This window comes from Brachybacterium paraconglomeratum (assembly GCF_003994255.1).
GTDB classification, from domain to species: Bacteria; Actinomycetota; Actinomycetes; order Actinomycetales; family Dermabacteraceae; genus Brachybacterium; species Brachybacterium conglomeratum.
This window is the reverse complement of record NZ_ML133851.1, coordinates 511,216-531,553: the sequence shown is the minus strand read 5'-3', so window position 1 is coordinate 531,553 and position 20,338 is coordinate 511,216. Positions and strand designations below refer to the sequence as shown.

Sequence of the window (20,338 nt, the reverse complement as noted above, 5' to 3'; positions counted from 1 at the left end):
CCCGACATGTCTATCTTCCTTGATGAGAACAGCAAGGTCATCGTCCAGGGCATGACGGGCTCGGAGGGCATGAAGCACTCCCAGCGCATGCTCGACTCCGGCACGAACATCGTCGGCGGCGTGAACCCGCGCAAGGCCGGCCAGTCCGTGTCCTTCGAGGGCGGCGCCGAGGTGCCCGTCTTCGGCACCGTGGCGGAGGCCATGGAGGCCACCGGCGCGAACGTCTCGGTGGTCTTCGTGCCGCCGAAGTTCGCCAAGTCTGCCGCGATCGAGGCGATCGACGCCGAGATCCCGCTCCTGGTGATCATCACCGAGGGCATCCCGGTCAAGGACTCCGCCGAGTTCTTCAACTACTCGCAGGCCAAGGGCGCGACCCGCATCATCGGGCCGAACTGCCCGGGCCTGATCAGCCCCGGCAAGTCGAACGCGGGCATCACCCCCTCGAACATCACCGGTGCGGGCAAGCTGGGCCTGGTCTCCAAGTCCGGCACCCTGACCTACCAGATGATGTACGAGCTGGCCGACATCGGCTTCACCACCGCCATCGGCATCGGCGGCGACCCGGTCATCGGCACCACCCACATCGATGCGCTGAAGGCCTTCGAGGCCGACCCCGACACCGCCGGCATCGTCATGATCGGCGAGATCGGCGGCGACGCCGAGGAGCGCGCGGCCGAGTACATCAAGGCCAACGTCACCAAGCCGGTCGTCGGCTACGTCGCGGGCTTCACCGCCCCCGAGGGCAAGACGATGGGCCACGCCGGCGCGATCGTGTCCGGCTCCGCCGGCACCGCGCAGGCGAAGAAGGAGGCCCTCGAGGCCGCCGGCGTCAAGGTGGGCAAGACCCCCACCGAGACCGCCGATCTCATGCGCGAGATCATCAAGGGCCTCTCCTGATCGACGTGCTGCGCGGAACGAGCGGCAGGAGATCAGGCATCAAGACACCCTGATCCCTGCGGCTCGGCGCTGGTGAGCGCGAGACCGACGTGCCCCGGACCCATGTGGGTCCGGGGCACGTCGCCGTCCGGGGGAGGGGCCGGTGAGAGAGCGCCGTGCGGCCCGGCTCGGCCCGGGGCGAACTGCGCGCCTGATGTCGGCGCGCCGGATAAGCTGGACGTCGCCAGTCGCGCTGACCGAGGAGGGGCCTGTGTCCGGAGATCTCATCGACACCACCGAGATGTATCTGAAGACGGTGTTCGAGCTCCACGAGGCGGGGATCGCCCCGATGCGCGCCCGCATCGCCGAGCGGCTCGGCCACTCCGGACCCACCGTGTCCCAGACCGTCGCCCGGATGGAGCGCGACGGGCTGCTCCACCTCGACGACCAGCGGCGCATCCGGCTCACCGCCGAGGGCACCGAGGTCGCCACCGACGTCATGCGCAAGCACCGACTCGCCGAGCGGCACCTGCTGGACGTGATCGGGCTGGACTACGCCCACGTCCACGAGGAGGCGTGCCGCTGGGAGCATGTGATGAGCCTCGAGGTCGAGAAGCGCCTCGCCCGCCAGATCGCCCCGCCCTACGTCGACCCCTACGGCAACCCGATCCCCGGCCTCGCCGCCCTCGGCATCGAGGAGACCCAGGCCACGGGAGAGGGTAAAGACGAGTCCTCCGCGGCCCAGGAGCTGCGCGTCGCGGTCGAGGACGGCCAGAGCCGCGAGGTCCGCCTCGAGCGGATCGGCGAGCGGCTCCAGAGCGATGTCGAGCTCCTCGCAGAACTCGCACGTCACGGCATCCTTCCCGGCGCGGAGCTGTCGGTGGAGCGGGTCGGTGCGAGCGTCGTCGTCCGGGGCCCCGAGGACGGGGAGGTCGCTCTCGGCGACCTCGACGCCGATCAGCTCCACGTGACCCCGCTCGACGCCGGGTAAAGCCTCCGTCAAGCCCTTCCCCAGAAGCTTCCAGTCACCCTGACGAGGGCGCGACCAGGCCTTAGTCTCGAGGGCGTGTCGCGGCGCAGAGGTCCGCGACATCCCTTCCGGAAGCCCCACCGCGCACCGGAGAACAGGGTGCGAGACGTGACCACGCGCGGGGGCTGAGCCCGGGGCTGGGAGCAATTCGTGTCGAACACCGTGCACCACACCCACCGCCGCGCCATGCGCACCGTCACCCCCGTCTCCCGCGCCGGGCGCGCCGGGGCCGGAGCGGCGATGGCCGCGGCGATGCTGTTCGGCGGCGCCGCCGCCGCGACCGCCGAGCCGCAGGCCGAGGCCCCCCGCGCCGACGCCGGCGCCGCGGTGCTGCCCGCCGTCGCCGCCCCCGCCGTCGGCATCCCCGCTGCGGGCGGTGCCGAGGATGCTGAGGGCGCCGGGGACGAGGCCGCCGTCGCCGCCCTCGCCCCCGCCGCCGGCACCGCCTTCTCCGTCGAGGTCGGCCCGACCGCCGAGGAGATCGCCGCCGCCGAGGCCGCCGAGGAGATCGCCGCCGCCGAGGCCGCCGAGGAGATCGCCGCCGCCGAGGCCGCCGAGCGCGAGGCCGCCGAGCAGGCCGCGCAGGAGGAGGCCGAGCAGGAGCAGGCCGAGCAGGAGCAGGCCGAGGCGCAGGAGACCGAGCCCGCCGAGGAGCAGACCGAGACCCGCGAGGACGACTCCGCGGAGACCTCCTCCCGCTCCAACGAGCGCGAGGAGCCGGCCGAGGACGAGCAGCAGGAGAGCAGCGCGGACGAGTCCCGCAGCTCCGAGCGCTCCGAGAGCAGCTCCTCCGAGGAGCAGGAGGAGTCCGCCCCGGCTCCCTCCGCCGCCAAGGGCAGCTCCATCCTCGCCACCGCCCGCTCCGGCATCGGCACCCCCTACGTCTACGGCGGCACCTCCCCGTCGGGATGGGACTGCTCCGGCTTCGTGCAGTGGGTCTACGCCCAGCACGGCATCAGCCTTCCCCGCGGCGCGGGCGACCAGGCCGCCGCCGGCACCGTGATCCCGCGCTCCGAGGCCCGCCCCGGCGACCTCGTCTACAAGCCCGGTCACATCGGCATCTACGCCGGTGGCAACCAGTTCGTCGACGCCGGCAACAGCCGCGTGGACACCTCCGAGCGCAACATCTACTCCGGCAGCTGGACCTTCATCCGCATCGGCGGCTGATCGACCCTGCCCCTCGACGGTCCCGTCGCGCCCCTCTCGGGCGCGGCGGGGCCGTCGTCGTGCGTGGGGGAGGACACGGCGACGGACGAGACGCACGGCGGTACCGTGTCCTGGTGTCCTCCCTGCGCGACCTGCTCTCCGTCCTGCTGCTGACTGCGGCGACGCTGCTCGGTGCCCTCTGGCTGCCCGGCGCATGGATCGAGCGCAACGTCGTGGACCAGGAGGGGTTCCTCTCGATCACCCAGCCGCTCGCCGAGGACGCCACCCTGCAGCGCTCCCTCACCGACAGCGCCGTGGACGAGGCGCTGGACCACGAGCTCGTCCCCGGCGTCGTCGCCGACCGGGCCACGCCGCTCCTCCAGGAGCAGGCCCCGAAGCTCACCGGCACCGAGGCCTATACGGAGGTGTGGGACCGGGCGATGGTCGAGCTGCACGGTGCGCTGTTCACCCCCGGCGCCTCGCCCCTGGACGTGGACCTGCTGCCGCTCATCGACTCCCTGCTCACCGGGGTCGAGGACACCCTGCCGCTGATCGACGACCTTCCCCGCCCGGGGGAGGCGAGCGTGACCCTCGCCAGCATCCCCGACGTGCCGCTGCTGCACCGCGCCACCGTACTGGACCCCTGGGCGCACCGGACCGGGCCGATCGCCCTGGGACTGGCCGTGCTCGCGGTCCTCGTCGCCGGGCACCGTCGCCTCATGCTCACCCTCGCCGGGATCGGCGCCGTGCTCGCCGGGCTCGCGACCTGGCTGCTCACCACCCGCATCGAGGGCCTCGTCCCCGATGCCGTCGACCAGGCGGTCTTCCTCGGCCCGATCGTGCAGGTCTTCGAGCAGCGCTTCGCCGCCGAGGTGATGCCCCAGGGCGTCATCATGCTCGGGGCCGGGGCACTGGTCGCCGCCGCGGGGCTCGTGCTGATCGGGCTGCGCCGCAGCAGCTAGAGCATGCCGAGGCGGGCGAACGCCTCCTCCACGCCGTGCCCGGACGGGGGAGCGACCTCCATGTCCGCCGCGGCGAGCACCTCGGGACGGGAACCGCGGATGGCGACTCCCGTGCCCGCGGCCCGCAGCATCCCCAGATCGTTCGCCCCGTCGCCCACCGCGACCGTGTCCTCGATGCCCACCCCCAGGTGCTCGGCCGCCAGGCGCAGCCCGTCGGCCTTGTCGACCTCGGCGAGGTGCAGCTCCCCGGAGCCGCGGCCGTCCTCCGAGATCGAGTTCGGCAGCGCCCCGACCTCGGGGCCGACCTCCGCGGCGAGCTGTTCGATCGGCACCGGCGAGCTCCACACCGAGATCTTCGCGAAGGAGACGGCGGCCGGATCCTCGGGCACCGAGATCGCCTCGAGGATGTCGGCGAAGCCCCGCCCCAGCTCGCCCGCGGAGGGGACGGGCGCCCCGCGGCGACGACGCTCGAGCCGATCGGCCGACGAGGCCGAGCACCACAGCGCCTCGGGCGCTTCGAGCGCGTAGGCGGCGCCGTGCGCCTCGAGCACCTCGACCGTGCGCCGGGCGAGCGCGGCGGGGAAGCGCACATCGCGCAGCAGCTCGTCACCGATCCGAATGTGCCCGCCCGCCGAGGTGATCATGCCGTCGAACAGCGCGGCGACGTCGGAGGCGACGATCGAGGCGGGCCGCCCGGTGCTCAGCAGGACCGCATGGCCGGCCGCGCGGGCGGCGAGCACCGCCTCGGCCTGGGCGCGCGGGACGATCCCGCTCTCGGCGAGGGTGCCGTCGAAGTCGAGGAAGGCGGCACGGCGGCGGGAGGGGGCGGACGAGGACACGACGCTCCTGGGGTGGGACGGACGGGACCCTCAGCCTAGGCGAGGGGCGGCGCCGAGCCTGGGCGGGAGCGGCGAGCGCTCAGCGCGGACGGTGCAGGCTGGCGAGCACCGAGACGGTCACCTCGCGGGGCGCCCCGCCGGGGCCGTCGAGGCCATCGAGAGCGGCGAGGTCCACGTGCCGGGCGCTGGGGGTCATCGCGACCAGGTCCCGGGCCATCGCGTCGTCGAGGGCGACCGTGAACCGCAGCGGACGGGAGTCCTCGACGGTGAAGTGCGGGGCGAGCGCCTCGGCGAGCCGCTCCTCCTTGCGCGGGTCGGGCCGGACCATCCCCGGCACGTGCTCGCGCAGCTCGGCCAGGTGCTCGTCCGCGGGACGTACCACGAGCAGGCGCCCGCCCGGGCGCAGCACCCGCGCGAACTCCGCCGGGTTCCGGGGCGCGAACACGTCCATCACGAGGTCGACGCCGGCATCCCGCAGGGGGAAGGGCGAGAACACGTCCCAGCCGGCCGCGGCGGCCCGGTCGTGGGCGCGGGCGGCGAAGCGCAGGGCCCGCGGTGCGGTGTCCACGCCGAGCCCCTGCGCCCCGGGGACGCGGTCCAGCACCGAGGAGAGGTAGTGGCCGGTGCCGCAGCCGATGTCGAGCACGCGCGGATCGTCCGTGCCCTCGAGCGCCCGGGCGGCGAGATCCGCGGTGAGCTCCCGCAGGGCGTCGTACGCGCCGGTGGAGAGGAAGGAGTCCCGGGCGCGGGCCATGTCGTCGTCGTCCCCGCTGATGGGGGCGCTGCCGGGCAGCAGCGAGACGTATCCGGCGCGGGCCAGGTCGAAGCTGTGGCCGCTCGGGCAGCGGAGGGTGCGCTCGGTGAGCGCCAACGGCTCCCGGCAGTGCGGGCACAGCAGCGCGTCGAGCCAGGGGAGCAGGGCGGCGGGGACGGGACGGGACACGACGGACAGCGTACGTCCCGTCGCCGCCGGGCCCGTCAGACGGCCGACGTGCCCGGGGCGCCGCCGGCCGCCCGGGCCTCCTCGAACAGGGAGAGGTCGTGGGAGTTCACGATCCGCACCTCCGGGTCGAGGGCGAGGGTCGATGCGGGTCGCGCACGTCCTCCGTGCCGAAGCCGGTGTCGACCAGCACCAGCCGGTCCTCGACCTCCAGCAGCAGGACATGGCAGACCATCCGGCCGACGGGGGTGCGCAGAGTGCCGCAGTCGAGGTGGTGGATGCGCATCGCGCTCTCCTCGGGGTGCTGAGCAGGAGTGGTTCTCGGATGGTGCGGGAGCGCTCAGCCGCCGACGTACTCCCGCAGATGCTTCCCGGTGAGGGTCGAGGCGTCCTCCACCAGCTGCGCCGGCGTGCCCTCGAAGACGATGCGACCGCCGTCGGCGCCCGCTCCGGGCCCGAGATCGATGATCCAGTCCGCATGCGCCATCACGGCCTGGTGGTGCTCGATCACGACCAGCGTCTTACCCGAGTCGACGAGACGGTCCAGCAGGGCGAGGAGCTGGTCGACGTCGGCCAGGTGCAGGCCGGTCGTCGGCTCGTCGAGCACGACGATCCCGCCCTTGTCGCCCAGGTGGGTGGCGAGCCGCAGGCGCTGCCGCTCGCCTCCGGAGAGGGTGGTCAGGGGCTGGCCGATCGTGAGATAGCCGAGGCCGACGTCCTCCATGTGCCCCAGCAGCTTCGCGGCCGCGGGCACCTTCGCGCCGGCGGAGGAGAAGAACTCCCGCGCCTGCTCGACCGACATCTCGAGCACGTCGGCGATGCTGCGCGCCTGCTCGCCCTCGCCGAGGGTGTGCTCGAGCACGGTGGCCTGGAAGCGTCGGCCCTCGCACTCCTCGCACGGGGTGGAGACCGTCTCCATGAAGCCGAGCTCGGTGTAGATGACGCCGGCGCCCTTGCACACCGGGCAGGCGCCCTCGGAGTTGTTGGAGAACAGGGCGGGCTTGACCCCGTTCGCCTTCGCGAAGGCCTTGCGGATCGGGTCGAGCAGCCCGGTGTAGGTGGCGGGGTTCGAGCGGCGGGAGCCGCGGATCGCGCTCTGGTCCACCACCACGACCTCCTCCGAGGCGGGGAGGGAGCCGTGGATCAGGGAGCTCTTGCCGGAGCCGGCCACGCCCGTGACCACGGTCAGCACCCCGAGCGGCACGTCGACGTCCACGCGGCGGAGGTTGTGCGCGTCGGCGCCGCGGATCTCGAGGGCGCCGCTGCGCTCGCGCACCTGCTCCTTGAGCTGGACCCGACGTTCCAGGTGCGTGCCCGTGAGGGTGTCGGAGGAGAGCAGACCGGCGAGATCGCCCTCGTACTGCAGCTGCCCGCCGTGGGCGCCGGCGCGCGGGCCGAGGTCGACCACGTGATCGGCGATCGCGATGGTCTCGGGCTTGTGCTCGACGACCAGGACGGTGTTGCCCTTGTCCCGCAGCGAGAGCAGCAGCGCGTTCATGCTCGCGATGTCGTGGGGGTGCAGGCCGATCGTCGGCTCGTCGAAGACGTAGGTGACGTCGGTCAGGGCGGAGCCGAGGTGGCGGATCATTCGGGTGCGCTGGGACTCTCCGCCGGAGAGGGTGCCGGAGGGGCGGTCCAGGGAGAGATAGCCGAGCCCGATCCGCACGAAGGAGTCCAGCAGCGCGGAGAGGTTCCCCAGCAGCGGGGCGACGGACGCGGAGGTGTGCTGCTCCCGCAGCCGCTCCACCCAGCTCGCGAGGTCGGTGATCTGCCAGGAGGTCGCCTCGGCGATCGAGACCCCGTCGATCAGGGCGGTGCGGGCGTGCTCGGCCAGGCGCGTCCCCTCGCAGTCGGGGCAGGTGATGAACTTTACGGCCCGGTCCACGAAGGTGCGCACGTGCGGCTGCATCGCGTCGCGGTCCGTGGTGAGCATCGACTTCTGGATCTTCGGGATCAGACCCTCATAGGTCATGTTCATCCCGTCGATCGAGATCTTGGTGGGCTCCTTGTACAGGAAGTCGTGCATCTGACGCTTCGTGAACGTCCGGATCGGCTTGTCGGCGGGGTAGAGGCCGGAGGACGCGAAGATCTTCACGTACCAGCCGCCGGGCACGTAGCCGGGGATGGTGAAGGGGCCCTCCTCGAGGGTCTTGTCCTCGTCGTAGAGCTCGGCGAGGTCGACGTCGGAGATCTTCCCCATGCCCTCGCAGCGCGGGCACATCCCGCCCACGCGGGAGAAGGTGGTCTTCTCGGCGATGGTCCTCGCGCCCTTCTGGACCGTCATCGCGCCCGCGGCGGTGACCGAGGGGACGTTGAAGGAGAAGGCGCCGGGCCCGCCCACGTGCGGCTCGGCGAGCTTGGAGTACAGGGTGCGCAGGTGCGCGTTCGCGTCGGTGACGGTGCCGACGGTGGAGCGGACGTTCGCTCCCATCCGCTCCTGGTCCACGATGATCGCGGTGGTCAGGCCCGAGAGCTCGTCCACGTCGGGCCGGGCCAGCTGCGGCATGAAGCCCTGCACGAAGGAGGAGTAGGTCTCGTTGATCATCCGCTGGGACTCGGCGGCGATCGTCCCGAACACCAGCGAGCTCTTCCCGGAGCCGGAGACGCCGGTGAACACGGTCAGCCGCCGCTTGGGGAGGTCCAGGGAGAGATCGCGGAGGTTGTTCTCCCGGGCGCCGCGCACGCGGATCACGTCGTGCGCATCGGCGGGGTGACGGTTCGACGACATGAGGTCTCCTCGGATCGGGCGGGACACGGACCGGAGGCAATACTGCCACCCCGCCGCCCCGCCGCGATGCCACCCTGCCCGCCGCCGGCCGGCCTCCTCCGCCCACCCGGCACATGCCGCAGGCCCGGCCCGTGGAACGGGACCGGGCCTGCGGCGCGATGGTGCCGAGCGCCCCGGCGAGGGAGCCGGGGCTCGGCGGGTGAGCCGGCGGCTCAGCGGTAGGTGACGAAGCCGGTCGGGTTGCCCCAGATCGGGCGCTCGACGACCTGCTGCTTGGAGCCGGAGGCGTCGATGATCATGCCGTCGCCGGCGTAGATCGCGACGTGGCCGGGCCAGGTCACGAGGTCGCCGGGCTGCGCCTCGGACTGCGAGATGCTGCGGCCCTGGGCCTCGATCTGGCCGGAGGTGCGCGGCACGTCGATGCCGGCGGCCTCGTAGGCGAAGTTCACCAGGCCCGAGCAGTCCATGCCGCTGAGCGAGGAGCCGCCCCAGGAGTAGGGGGTGCCGACGGCGGTGCGGGCCTTGTCGACGATCGCGCTGCCGGAGGAAGAGGTCGAGGCGGTGCTGACCGACGCACCGCCGGTGGACACGGAGGTGGTCGAGATGGTGGCCTCGGAGCCGGAGTCGACCGAGCCGCTCCCGCCCTCGAGGGCGGCGCGGGTGTCGGGGCCGACCACGCCGTCCACGGCGATGCCGGCGGAGGACTGGACGTCCTGGACCGCGTCCTCGGTCATCGAGCCGAAGAAGCCGGTGACGGGCAGGTCGGCGCCGCGGTCGTTGAGCGCGGACTGGAGCTGCTCGACGGAGGTGCCGGAGTCGCCGCGGCGCAGCGTCTCGGCCGAGGACTCGGCCGAGGTGGAGGCGGTGTCGGCGGCCGGGGCCTGCTCGGCGGAGGTGGACTGCGAGGAGGAGGAGTCCTCCATCAGCGCCAGGTCGTTCGCGTGGGCGGCGCCGCCGGTGAAGGCGGTGCCGAGCAGCACCGAGCCGAGGACGGCGGCGCCGCCCGCTCCGGCCGCGGCGCGGCGGGCGGGGAGGAGAGGGGTGCGGGCGCGGCCGAGCGCGCGGTGCGAGTTGTTCAGAGCCATGATGCGGTGTGTTCCTAACGGCCTCGGGGCGAGGCGGGTGTCCTGCGGGGTCTGTGCGTCCTTCGGTGACGACCCTCGGGGAGGGGGATCGTGCCCGGCTCCCCGGGCGGGGAGGCCGTTCCCGTGCCGCGCGGCCGCACCGCGGGGCGGGTGCCGGGCCGATGGGCTGTGGACGTGGCATCCACGGTAGGAGCCGGGCCCCGGGGAGGAACACCGAGTTGAAAGGGCCGCCCCCTCGTTTTGAACGAGGTTTTGCCCGCGCCGGGCGAGCATGGTGCGACATGGTGTGACTTGACGGTCCATGGGGGATCTGGGCCACATCATCGGCATCGGCGCGGGGCTAGCCTGAGGCGGTGACTGAGACGACCCATTACGACATCGCCCTCATCGGCTCCGGCTCGGCGAACTCCTTCCCGGGCCCCGATCTCGCCGACCGCACCATCGTGCAGATCGATCGGGGCGTCGGCCCCGACCGCGTGTTCGGCGGGACCTGCCTGAACCTGGGCTGCATCCCCACGAAGATGTTCGTGCACACCGCGGATCTCGCGGCGACCCCCGCGGACGCGGCCCGCTTCGGCCTGACCGAGCAGCTGCAGCACGTGGACTGGCCGGCGATCCGCGACCGCATCTTCGGGCGCATCGACCCGATCACCGCCGGCGGCGAGGCCTACCGCCGCGACCACGAGGACAACGCGAACCTCACCCTGCTGCGCGGCACCGCCCGCTTCGTGGGGGAGAAGGAGCTGCTCGTGGACGGCGACGACGGTAGCCGGCAGCGGATCACCGCCGACACCATCGTGCTCGGCGCCGGCTCCCGCCCCGTCCTCCCGCCGATCGACGGGCTCGCGGACCTCGCCCCGCACACCTCCGACACGATCATGCGCGTGGAGGCGCTGCCCGCCTCCCTCGCGATCCTCGGCTCCGGGGTGGTCGCCGTCGAGATGGCGCACGTGCTCTCCGCGCTCGGCGTCGAGGTCACCCTGATCGCCCGCTCGCAGCGGGTGCTGCGCGCCGCCGACGCCGACATCTCCGCGCGCCTCACCGAGCTGCTCGGTGAGCGGCTGCACTTGGTGACCGGCTTCGACACCACCTCGGCCCGACGCACGGCCGACGGGGTCGAGCTGCGGGGCACGCGAGAGGGCCGCGAGGAGACGTTGCGGGCCGAGGAGCTGCTCGTCGCCGTCGGTCGTCGTCCCAACTCCGACCTGCTGGACGTGCGGGCCGCAGGGATCGACGTCGCCGAGGACGGCCGCGTCGAGGTCGACGCGTACCAGCGCGTCCTCGCCGGGGGAGAGGTGCGCGAGGGCGTCTTCGCCTTCGGCGACCTCTCCAGCCCCCACCAGCTCAAGCACGTCGCGAACCACGAGCAGCGGATCGTGCGGCACAACGTGCTGCACCCCGAGCAGCTGCGGCGCTCCGACACGATGCCGGTCCCGAGCGGCGTGTTCACCCATCCCCACGTCGCCTGGGTGGGGATGGACGAGGAGACCGCGCGCGCGAGCGGCCGCGAGGTGCGCGTGGCGGTGCAGGAGTACGCCTCGATCGCCTACGGCTGGGCGCTGGAGGACACCACCGGATTCGCGAAGATCATCGCGGACGCGGAGACCACCGAGATCCTCGGCGCCCACCTGATCGGCCCCGAGGCGACGACGCTGATCCAGCTGCTGATCCAGGCGATGAGCACCGGGCAGACCGCCCGAGACATCGCCACCACCCAGTACTGGATCCACCCGGCGATGCCCGAGCTGATCGAGAACGCGCTGCTCCAGCTCGTGGACTGAACGAGCTCGTGGACTGAACGAGCTCGTGGACTGATCCGGCTCGTGGACCGACCGCCGTCGGTCTCACGGCGCACGGAACGGGGGCGGGGGGGGGGGGGCCGGCCCGCCCCCCCCCCCCCCCCCCCCCCCCCCGTTCTCCGCGTCGAGGGAGGTCCTCAGCCCTCCGCGCCCGGCAGGCAGGACTTCAGCGGGTCCTGCTCGATCTCCGGCGCGTCCGTCGGGGTGGCCTCCTCGGTGGGCGCCGAGGTCGTCGCGCTCGAGGACTCCTCCTCGGTGGTGGATTCCTCGGTGGTGGTCTCCTCCTCCGTGGTGGTCGCCTCGGCGGTCGGCTCCTCGGTGGTGGCGGTGTCCTCCTCCGGCGGGGCGCCGGTCTCCGCGGGCTCGGTCGAGCCGGGCTCGGTCTCGCCCTCCACGGACTCCGGCGGGTCGTTCTTCATCGAGTCCTTGATCGAGGCATCCGTCCACTCCTCGAGGTACTCCCAGTCCGGGTTCCCGGAGAAGGTGACGTCCTGCGTGATCGGATACGAGGTGAAGCCGCCGTCCTTGATGCGCAGAGCGAGCTCCACGAAGGCGTCCACGTTGCCGACGGGGATGTCGGTCTGGATGTTCTCCTCGGTCGCGGTCACCAGGCGCGGGATGGACAGCGCGAGGGAGGTGGGGTCCGCCTCCTCGCTCACGGCGCGCACGATGCGCTGCTGGCGGCACATGCGGTTGAAGTCGTCGGAGCCCTCGCGGGAGCGGGCGTACCACAGCGCGTGGTAGCCGTCGAGCTTCTGCTCGCCGGGCTCGATGTAGCCCTCGACCTCGCTCGCGCCGCCGCCGATCGGGATCCGCCGCTCGACGACGAGGTCCACGCCGCCCAGGGCGTTGACGAGGTCCTCGAAGCCCTTGAGGTTCACCATCGCGTAGTAGTCGGTGGAGATCCCGAGGGTCTCCTCGACGGCCCAGCGGGTCGCGGTCAGGCCCGGCTCGGGATCGCCCGGGAAGAGGTCCTTGTTCTCCTCGGCCCACGCCCACACGGCGTTGATGAGGTTCTCGTTCTTCCCGTAGTAGTCGAAGCCGTCGGGGAACTCCTCCGCGGCGACCGTCCCCTCGGGGAACTCGACGTTCTCGAGGTTGCGGGGGATGGAGAACAGGGCGGTCTGGCCGGTCTTCGTGTCGATCGAGGCGACCATGAGCGTGTCGGGGCGGGTGCCGGTGCGGTCGGCGCCGGCGTCCTGGCCCAGCAGCATGATGTTCAGGCGCGGGGTGTCCGCCCACGGGTCCGGGCCCTCGGCGAGGCCGTCGCCGTCGCCGCCGAACACGCTCGTGGAGCCGAACAGGCCCTGCAGCGCCCAGAGCGACTGCACGCCGCGGCCGAAGGGCACCGCGACCGCGATGACCATCACGGCCGCCAGGGCGAGCGCGAGATAGCGCTTCGCGCCCTCGAGCCGTTCCTTGGTGGTCTGGGCGAGGTTCGCCAGCACGATCTGCAGGCACCACACGAGGCCGACGACCACCACCACGAGGAGCGCGCCGATCAGCACCCCGCGGTGGGTGCCCAGTGTCGCCGCGATCCGCAGCGGGTCGCCGATCACGAGGACCGCCGCGATCGTCGCGACCGCGAGGAGGAGCACGGCGAGCATGATGACGCCGATCTGTCGCATCCGCGTGGTGACGAGGCCGGAGCCGGGCAACGCGGAGGTCAGCACGGTCCAGCCGGCGACCTTCGCGAGGGAGCCGTCGTCCGACGAGGGACGGTCCCCGCCGGAGCGCGAGTCGCCGGAGCCGCCCGAGCCGCTGCGGCCTCCGCCGGAGGCCTCTCCGCCCCGACCGGCGCCGTCGCCGGCGCCCTGGAGGCTCGCGCCGCCGGCGTCACCGGTGCTCGCGGCACCGGAGGCTGCGGCACCCGAGCTCGCGGCGGCGGAGACCCCGGCTCCCGCGCCGAGAGCGGCCGCGGCGACGGCGACCGGACGGTCACGGACACCCTCGCGGTCCTCGTCCCGCGGTGCGTCGTGGTCCCCGGCAGGGGCCGCGGACGCGGGGGAGGAGCCGGGCTCGTCGGTGCCGCGTGCGGTGCGGTCGTGCGCGAGGGCGTTCTCCTCGTCGTGGGGGGAGGCGTGCTCCGCGTCGTCCTCGGGCTCCGCGGGGGAGGGGACGACGGGGGCGACCTCGTGATCGGGGGCGAGGGGCGCCTCGGCCGGCGCGGGCGTCTGGTCGGACGTGGTCCAGGCGTCCTGCGGCGAGGAGCTCGCAGAGCCCGCCGCCGAGGCGCCGGCAGCCGCCGCGGTGCCCGCGGCCGCAGCGGCGGGGCCGCTCCCGGAGGGGGCGGCGCTCGCCGGCGTCGCCTCGTCGGCCGGGGTCGGGACGCCCGCTGCGCGTCGTCCGCGCGGGGACGGGGACGGTGCCGACTCGCCCGGGCCGCCGTCGGCGGAGGTCTCGAGCTGCTCGAGGGGGAAGGCGGCGCGCCGTCCACGGGGCCGTCGCGGGACGGCCCGCTCGGGCCCCCGCGGCGCGGACGCACCGGTCTGTTCAGCTCCCGAGGGGGACGGCGCGGTGCCGTTCGTCGCAGAGGCCGCCGCGGCAGGCTCGTCCGAGCGAGGTGTGGCGCCCGGGAAGGAGCGGCGCTCGGCGGTGTGCGGCAGGGAGCCGGTCGAGGAGGCCGCGGACGCCCGCGATGCGGACCGTGCGCCTCGGACGGTGCGCGAGGAGCTGGTGGGAGTCGTGGCCCGGGGCGCGGGGGCCTCCGCCGGACGCGCTTCGTCGGTCCGGGCGTCGGTCTCCCGCGGGTCCGCAGGGCGCGCGTCGGCACGCCCGGTGCCGACGGGCACAGTGTCCGAGGGGCGCGCGTCAGCAGGTCGGGCGTCGGCGGTCCGCTCGTCGGCCGGGGCCTCGGGTGCCGAGGGCGCGGAGGCGGGCGCCGCCGGGGTGTCGATCCAGGTGCGCTTGGGGTTCGGGGCGCCGAAGGCCGCGTCACGGTTCCGTCGAGCCTGCTCCTTGGGGAGCGGCGTGGATTCCGTGCGTCGGACCGGTTGCTGCCTGTGCCGTCCGGACCGACGGCGGCTGCGGCGCGGGGCCGAGAAGGGGTCCGTCATACGCCACATCCTAGGGATATGCCCGCGACAGGACGCACAGATCGCTGTGTGGGCCTCGTGGAGGTCCGCTCCCAGGCGCCGCACGGGACCGTGCTCGCGCACCGTACGTAGCATGGTGCCCATGCGCCTGGCCCATACCCCGACGACCGACCTGACCTACGACGACTGCTTCTTCCTGCCCGGTCGTTCCGCGATCACCTCCCGCTTCGACGTCGACCTCGGCAGCGACGACGGCACCGGCACCACGATCCCGCTGATCGCCGCGAACATGACCGCTGTCACAGGACGTCGCATGGCGGAGGTCATGGCGCGCCGCGGCGGCCTCGCCGTCCTTCCCCAGGACCTCGCCCCTGAGCGCATCGACTCGATCGTCCGCTCCGTGAAGTCCCGGGACCTGCTCGTGGACCACCCGCTCACCCTGACCGTCGACGGCACTCTCGGCCAGGCCGCGGACCTGCTGCCCAAGCGCCCCCACGGCATCGTCGTCGTGATCGACGAGGAGCGCCGGCCCCTCGGCACCATCTCCGCCGAGGAGATCACCGGGCGGGACTCGTTCGCCCAGGTCGGCGACGAGCTCAGCACCGACGTGCCGATCCTGACCCCCGACGACCTCGAGGTCGAGCCCTCGCGCCTGCACGCCCGCATCGCCGCGACCCACCACGACGCCGCCGTGGTCGTGGACGCGGAGGGCGTGCTGCGGGGAGTGCTCACCGCCACCGGCGTGCTCCGCTCGACCATCTACCGCCCCGCCACCGACGCCGAGGGCCGCCTGCGCATCGCCGTCGCCGTCGGGATCAACGCCGACGTCGCGGGCAGGGTCCGCGACCTCGTCGACGTCGGCGCGGACGTGATCGTGCTGGACACCGCCCACGGCCACCAGGACAAGATGATCGAGGCGATCCGCACCGCACGGGCCGAGCTCGGCCCCCGCGAGGGGACGGCCGTGCGCCTGGCCGCGGGCAACATCGTCACCGCCGAGGGCACCCGCGAGCTGATCGAGGCCGGCGCCGACATCGTCAAGGTCGGCGTGGGCCCGGGCGCCATGTGCACCACCCGCATGATGACCGGCGTCGGACGCCCCCAGTTCTCCGCCGTGCTCGAGTGCGCGGCCGAGGCCCGCCGCCTGGGCGGCAGCGTCTGGGCCGACGGCGGCGTGCGCCACCCGCGCGACGTCGCCCTCGCGCTCGCCGCCGGCGCCTCCAACGTGATGATCGGCTCCTGGTTCGCGGGCACCTACGAGTCGCCCGGGCAGATGCGCACCGACGAGTCCGGCCGACGCTACAAGGAGTCCTTCGGCATGGCCTCCAAGCGGGCCGTCTCCCATCGCACCGCCCACGAGGACGCCTTCGCCCGGGCCCGCAAGGGCCTGTTCGAGGAGGGGATCTCCACCTCCCGGATGTACCTCGCCGACGGCCGCGGCGGCGTCGAGGACCTCCTCGACGAGATCACCGCCGGGGTGCGCTCCTCCTTCACCTACGCGGGCGCGGCCAGCACCGAGGAGTTCCGCGAGCGGGCCGTGATCGGGCTGCAGAGCGCCGCCGGCTATGCCGAGGGCCGTCCGGTCGCCAGCTCCTGGAGCTGAGCCGGGCCGCGCGGCGGGCCGGAGCGGCATGGCGGCATGGCCCCGTTCCGGTCCGCCCCGTCGTGGCCGGTAGGCTTCGGACCATGACGACTCTCGTGATCGGTGGTGCCGGATACATCGGGTCGCACGTGGTGCGACTCCTCCTGGAGCAAGGGCAGCAGGTGGTCGTGGTCGACGACCTCTCGACCGGCCTGCGCAGCCGGACGGAGGGGGCCGAGCTCATCGAGCTCGACGTCACCCTGCCCGATGCGCGCGAGAAGCTCGCCTTCCACTTGCGGGCCTCCGGCGCGGACTCGGTGATCCACTTCGCCGCCCACAAGCAGGTCGGGGAGTCCGTCGAGAACCCGGAGATGTACTGGCACGACAACATCGCGGGCCTGGCCAACGTGCTCGCGGCCTGTGCGAGCGCCGGGGTGCGGGACGTGGTCTTCTCGTCCTCCGCCGCCGTCTACGGCGTGCCGGACGTGGACCTGGTCACCGAGGACCTCGCCCCGCAGCCGATCAACCCCTACGGCGCGACCAAGTACGTGGGGGAGTGGATGCTGGCCGATGCCGAGCGCGCCCACGGCATGCGCACCGTCGCCCTGCGCTACTTCAACGTTGCCGGCGCCGGCTGGCCCGAGCTCGCGGACACCGCCGTGATGAACCTGGTCCCGATCGTGCTGGACCGTCTCGAGCAGGGGAAGGCCCCGATCGTCTTCGGCGACGACTACGACACGCCCGACGGCACCTGCATCCGCGACTACGTGCACGTGCTCGACCTCGCCCACGCCCACATCGCGGCGCTGGACTACCTGCGCGGTGAGGAGCGGCCCCACCGCACCTTCAACGTCGGCACCGGCGAGGGCTCGAGCGTGCTCGAGGTGATCGAGGCGATCGCCCGCGCGAAGGGCATCGAGATCACCCCCGAGATCGGGGAGCGCCGCGCCGGCGACCCCGCCCGGCTGATCTGCTCCGCCGACCGTATCGCGAAGACCCTCGGCTGGAAGTCCGAGCACGGCCTGGACGACATCGTGCGCTCCGCGGTAGAGGCCCGCTCGGCGGAGATCACGCCCGACGTCGAGGCGTATCCCGAGGCCTGAGCCCCCTGCCGCCCGATGCCACGGCGCCCCTGCTCCACGAGGAGCAGGGGCGCCGTTCTGCGCGGGGCCCTGCGTGGGTTGTCCCGGGCGTGCCCTCGCCGCGGGCGGGCGCGCCCCCGCTCAGGTGAGATAGCGGTAGATCGGGTCGTGCGGGTCGATCCGCTCGATCTCCATGTTCGAGGCCGCCATGCGCGCCATCAGCGGCTCGAGGTCCTCGCGGTGCCCGATCTCGAGGCCCACCAGCGCCGGGCCCTCCTCGCGGTTGTTGCGCTTGATGTAGTCGAACAGCACGATGTCGTCGTCCGGGCCCAGCACCCGGTCCAGGAAGCGGCGCAGCGCGCCCGGCTCCTGCGGGAAGGTCACCAGGAAGTAGTGCTTGAGCCCCTCGTGGACGAGGGAGCGCTCGACCACCTCGGTGTAGCGGGAGACGTCGTTGTTGCCGCCGGAGACGACGACCACCACGTCCCCGCCGTCCTGGTCGGCGCCGGCCATGCCCTCGATCACGCCGGTCGCCACCGCGGTCGCGGCGAGCGCCCCGGCCGGCTCGGCGATGATCCCCTCGACCTGGTACAGCTCGAGCATCTGGGTGCACACCGCGCCCTCGTCCACCGCGACGAGCTCGGGACCGATCGCCTGCACCATCCGCAGCGGGCCCGCTCCCACGCGGCGCACCGCCGCGCCGTCGACGAAGCGGTCCATCTCGTGGAGCGCGACCGGTCGGCCCGCACGCACCGCCGCGGCCATCGAGACCGCGCCGGCGGGCTCGACGCCGACGATCCGGGTGGAGGGGCAGCGCTCGCGCAGCCAGGCGCCGCAGCCGCCCAGCAGCCCGCCGCCGCCGACGGGCAGCACCATCGTGCCCAGCTCCCGGCCGTGCTCCTCGCGCAGCTGCTCGGCGGCCTCGAGCGCGACGGTGCCCTGGCCGGCCATGATCGTGGGGTGGTCGAAGGGAGGGACCTGCACCGCGCCGGTGCGCTCGGCGTCGTCGGCCGCGGCCTCCGCGGCGTCGTCGAAGGTGTCCCCGATCAGCACCAGCTCGACGAGGTCCCCGCCGATCGAGGTGATCCGCTCGCGCTTCTGCCGCGGCGTGGTGCTGGGGACGTAGATCCGGCCGGACACCCCGAGGGTGCGGCAGGCCTGGGCCACGCCCTGGGCGTGGTTGCCCGCGCTCGCCGCGACCACGCCCGCCTCGCGCTGGACGGCGTCGAGGGAGTCGAGGAAGAGGTGGGCGCCGCGCAGCTTGTAGGAGCGCACGGGCTGGAGGTCCTCGCGCTTGAGCCAGACGTCCGCCCCGGCCAGGGCGCTCAGGCGCTCGCTGTGCTCGAGCGGGGTGCGGCGCACCGTCGTACCCAGGCGCTCCGCGGCCTGCTCGACCTCCGGGGCGCGGACGGGCAGCGGGGACTGCTCGGAGCGGGAGGCGGTGGTCATGCGCGGTCCTCCTCGGGGCGGGTCTGCTCGGGTGCGCGGCCGGTCCCAGAGCCGTCGTCCGCGGGCACGAGCAGCGCGGTCGCCATCGCCGCGAGGCCCTCGCCGCGACCGGTCAGCCCGAGCGCGTCGGTGGTGGTGCCGGAGACGGCGACGGGCGCGCCGGCCGCGGCGGTCATCGCCGCGCACGCCTCCTCGCGGCGGCGGGACAGCCGCGGCCAGTTCCCGATCACCTGCACCGAGATGTTCCCGATCTCGTAGCCGGCCTCGCGGACCAGGCGCGCCGCCTCCCCGAGCAGCCGGGAGCCCGAGGCGCCCTCCCACTCGGGGCGGCCGACGCCGAAGTGGGTGCCGAGGTCGCCGATCCCGGCGGCGGAGAACAAGGCGTCGCACGCGGCGTGGCAGGCGACGTCGGCGTCGGAGTGCCCCTCCAGCGCCCGCTGGCCCTCCCAGCGCAGGCCCGCGATCCACAGCTCGCGCGGGGAGTCCTCGGGGGCGGCGGCGTGCACGTCCACGCCGATGCCGATCCTGGGTGCTGCGGGCATCATCGGGTCCCGTCCGGGTCGATGCGCTCCAGCAGGCGGTCGATGTCGTCGAAGGTGACCTGCGGGTTCGTGCCCAGCAGGAGGGGCATCCCGGAGACGCGCGGGATGCCGAGGGCATCGGGCAGGTCCACGGTGGAGACCACGAGGTCCGCGTGGAAGTCCGAGGAGAGCAGGTCCATCACCGTGGCCTGCACGACGGTGACGCGGCGGCCTCGGGCGGCGATGTGCTCGCGCACCTGCTCGGCGACCAGCGCGGAGGTCGCGATCCCGGCGCCGCACACGATGGCGATGGTGAGCATTCGAACTCCTGGTGCAGGGGAAGTGGAAAGGGCGTCCCGGGCGCGACGAAGGCGCCGACGGTCCGCCAGCGGGTCGATTCTGTCACGTCCCGCCCGGCCGGACCACGCAGCGGTCCCCCGTGGGACGGCCGGTGCGGCGCCACCGTCTACGATGCCTGCGTGACCCAGCCCCGCCGCTCGCGCCAGGCCCGTCCCGTCGGACGGGCCGCCGGCGTCGTGCTCGCAGGGGGCTCCGGCACCCGGGTCGGGGCGGGCATCAACAAGGCCTTCCTGCAGCTGTCGGGGCGGAGCATCGCCGCTTGGGGCCTGAACACCCTCGCCAGCGTCGAGGGGGTGGGGATCCTCGTGTTCGTGGTCCGCCCCGAGGACCTCGAGCATGCCCGCTTCGTCGAGGCGCGCGAGACCGATGTGCCGTTGGAGATCATCCCCGGCGGGGACACCCGCCAGGAGTCCGAGCTCGCGGCCCTGCGCCATCTCGCCGACCGGATAGACAGCGGGGCGGTGGACACCGTGCTGATCCACGACGCGGCCCGCCCGCTGGTCTCCCACGGCCTGGCCTCCGCGGTGCTGCACGCCGCGCGCGAGCACGGCGGCGCCGTCCCCGGGATCCCCGCCGTGGACATCGCCCCGGTCGCGCCGGGGGAGCGGCTCGCCGGCCCGGGGGATCAGGACGCCGGAGCGGGGGAGCCGGGCGCCGGAGCGCTCGTGCGCGTGCAGACCCCGCAGGGCTTCCACGCCGCGACCATCCTGGACGCCTACGAGGCGGCCGCGCGCGACGGCTTCGTCGGCACCGACACCGCCTCCTGCGCCGAGGAGTACACCGACATCCCGGTCACCTGGGTGCGCGGCGAGGAGACCAACTTCAAGATCACCTATGCCCAGGACCTCCTCCTGGCCCAGGACGTGGTCAGCGCGCTAGGTTTGAGGTCTTCGTGAGGAGGGGA

17 protein-coding genes are annotated in these 20,338 nt (G+C 73.5%); 8 read left to right on the top strand and 9 right to left on the bottom strand.

Features of this window, described 5'->3' with window-relative positions:
- The first annotated feature begins 6 nt into the window (after positions 1-6).
- From sucD to DS079_RS02385, 4 genes are all read left to right on the top strand, one after another.
- Positions 7-897: a succinate--CoA ligase subunit alpha gene (sucD, locus tag DS079_RS02400; protein WP_126984658.1), complete on the top strand. Its 891-nt coding sequence runs from the start codon at positions 7-9 to the stop codon at positions 895-897.
- A gap of 250 nt (positions 898-1,147) precedes the next feature.
- Positions 1,148-1,867, top strand: coding sequence for a metal-dependent transcriptional regulator (locus DS079_RS02395; RefSeq protein ID WP_126984657.1), 720 nt, complete (start codon positions 1,148-1,150; stop codon positions 1,865-1,867).
- Positions 1,868-2,056: 189 nt separating this feature from the next.
- A complete protein-coding gene (locus tag DS079_RS02390; RefSeq protein WP_164736072.1) occupies positions 2,057-3,073 on the top strand; it encodes a C40 family peptidase in 1,017 nt (338 codons plus the stop codon).
- A 113-nt stretch (positions 3,074-3,186) separates the two neighbouring features.
- Positions 3,187-4,014, top strand: coding sequence for a hypothetical protein (locus DS079_RS02385; protein ID WP_126984656.1), 828 nt, complete (start codon positions 3,187-3,189; stop codon positions 4,012-4,014).
- On the opposite strand, the gene DS079_RS02380 is transcribed toward DS079_RS02385, so the two are convergent.
- From DS079_RS02380 to DS079_RS02360, 5 genes are all read right to left on the bottom strand, one after another.
- Positions 4,011-4,853, bottom strand: coding sequence for an HAD family hydrolase (locus DS079_RS02380; protein ID WP_126984655.1), 843 nt, complete (start codon positions 4,851-4,853; stop codon positions 4,011-4,013). The two genes, DS079_RS02385 and DS079_RS02380, sit on opposite strands and share 4 nt — an antisense overlap.
- A gap of 79 nt (positions 4,854-4,932) precedes the next feature.
- Positions 4,933-5,796, bottom strand: coding sequence for a putative RNA methyltransferase (locus DS079_RS02375; protein ID WP_126984654.1), 864 nt, complete (start codon positions 5,794-5,796; stop codon positions 4,933-4,935).
- 106 nt (positions 5,797-5,902) lie between these two features.
- Entirely contained in the window at positions 5,903-6,079 is a 177-nt protein-coding gene (locus tag DS079_RS02370) for a hypothetical protein (protein ID WP_010551247.1), read from the bottom strand.
- A gap of 54 nt (positions 6,080-6,133) precedes the next feature.
- Entirely contained in the window at positions 6,134-8,521 is a 2,388-nt protein-coding gene (locus DS079_RS02365; protein WP_126984653.1) for an ATP-binding cassette domain-containing protein, read from the bottom strand.
- A gap of 212 nt (positions 8,522-8,733) precedes the next feature.
- Positions 8,734-9,606 carry a C40 family peptidase gene (locus tag DS079_RS02360; protein WP_126984652.1) on the bottom strand — a complete coding sequence of 291 codons (873 nt, stop codon included), beginning with the start codon at positions 9,604-9,606 and terminating at the stop codon, positions 8,734-8,736.
- 353 nt (positions 9,607-9,959) lie between these two features.
- On the opposite strand from DS079_RS02360, the gene DS079_RS02355 reads away from it, so the two are divergent.
- A complete protein-coding gene (locus DS079_RS02355; protein ID WP_126984651.1) occupies positions 9,960-11,387 on the top strand; it encodes a mycothione reductase in 1,428 nt (475 codons plus the stop codon).
- 155 nt (positions 11,388-11,542) lie between these two features.
- Here the strand turns inward: DS079_RS02355 and DS079_RS02350 are convergent, their stop codons facing one another.
- Complete coding sequence (locus DS079_RS02350) at positions 11,543-14,461, bottom strand: LCP family protein (protein ID WP_164736071.1); 2,919 nt, start codon at positions 14,459-14,461, stop codon at positions 11,543-11,545.
- A gap of 121 nt (positions 14,462-14,582) precedes the next feature.
- Here DS079_RS02350 and DS079_RS02345 point away from each other — a divergent pair, with 121 nt between their 5' ends.
- Both DS079_RS02345 and galE read left to right on the top strand, forming a co-directional pair.
- Entirely contained in the window at positions 14,583-16,043 is a 1,461-nt protein-coding gene (locus DS079_RS02345; protein ID WP_126984650.1) for a GuaB1 family IMP dehydrogenase-related protein, read from the top strand.
- Positions 16,044-16,126: 83 nt separating this feature from the next.
- Complete coding sequence (gene galE / locus DS079_RS02340; RefSeq protein WP_010551253.1) at positions 16,127-17,125, top strand: UDP-glucose 4-epimerase GalE; 999 nt, start codon at positions 16,127-16,129, stop codon at positions 17,123-17,125.
- A gap of 120 nt (positions 17,126-17,245) precedes the next feature.
- Here the strand turns inward: galE and ilvA are convergent, their stop codons facing one another.
- Genes ilvA through DS079_RS02325 form a run of 3 tightly spaced genes read right to left on the bottom strand, consistent with a single transcriptional unit; the run spans position 17,246 to position 19,394 of the window.
- Complete coding sequence (ilvA, locus tag DS079_RS02335) at positions 17,246-18,553, bottom strand: threonine ammonia-lyase IlvA (protein WP_126984649.1); 1,308 nt, start codon at positions 18,551-18,553, stop codon at positions 17,246-17,248.
- Complete coding sequence (ispF, locus tag DS079_RS02330) at positions 18,550-19,098, bottom strand: 2-C-methyl-D-erythritol 2,4-cyclodiphosphate synthase (protein ID WP_126984648.1); 549 nt, start codon at positions 19,096-19,098, stop codon at positions 18,550-18,552. Before ispF ends, ilvA begins: the two co-directional genes overlap by 4 nt.
- Positions 19,095-19,394, bottom strand: a complete 300-nt coding sequence (locus DS079_RS02325; protein WP_126984647.1) for a PTS sugar transporter subunit IIB — start codon at positions 19,392-19,394, stop codon at positions 19,095-19,097. The genes ispF and DS079_RS02325 overlap by 4 nt, the downstream gene beginning before the upstream one ends.
- A gap of 159 nt (positions 19,395-19,553) precedes the next feature.
- Here DS079_RS02325 and DS079_RS02320 point away from each other — a divergent pair, with 159 nt between their 5' ends.
- Positions 19,554-20,330, top strand: a complete 777-nt coding sequence (locus DS079_RS02320) for an IspD/TarI family cytidylyltransferase (RefSeq protein WP_010551257.1) — start codon at positions 19,554-19,556, stop codon at positions 20,328-20,330.
- Positions 20,331-20,338: the final 8 nt, after the last annotated feature.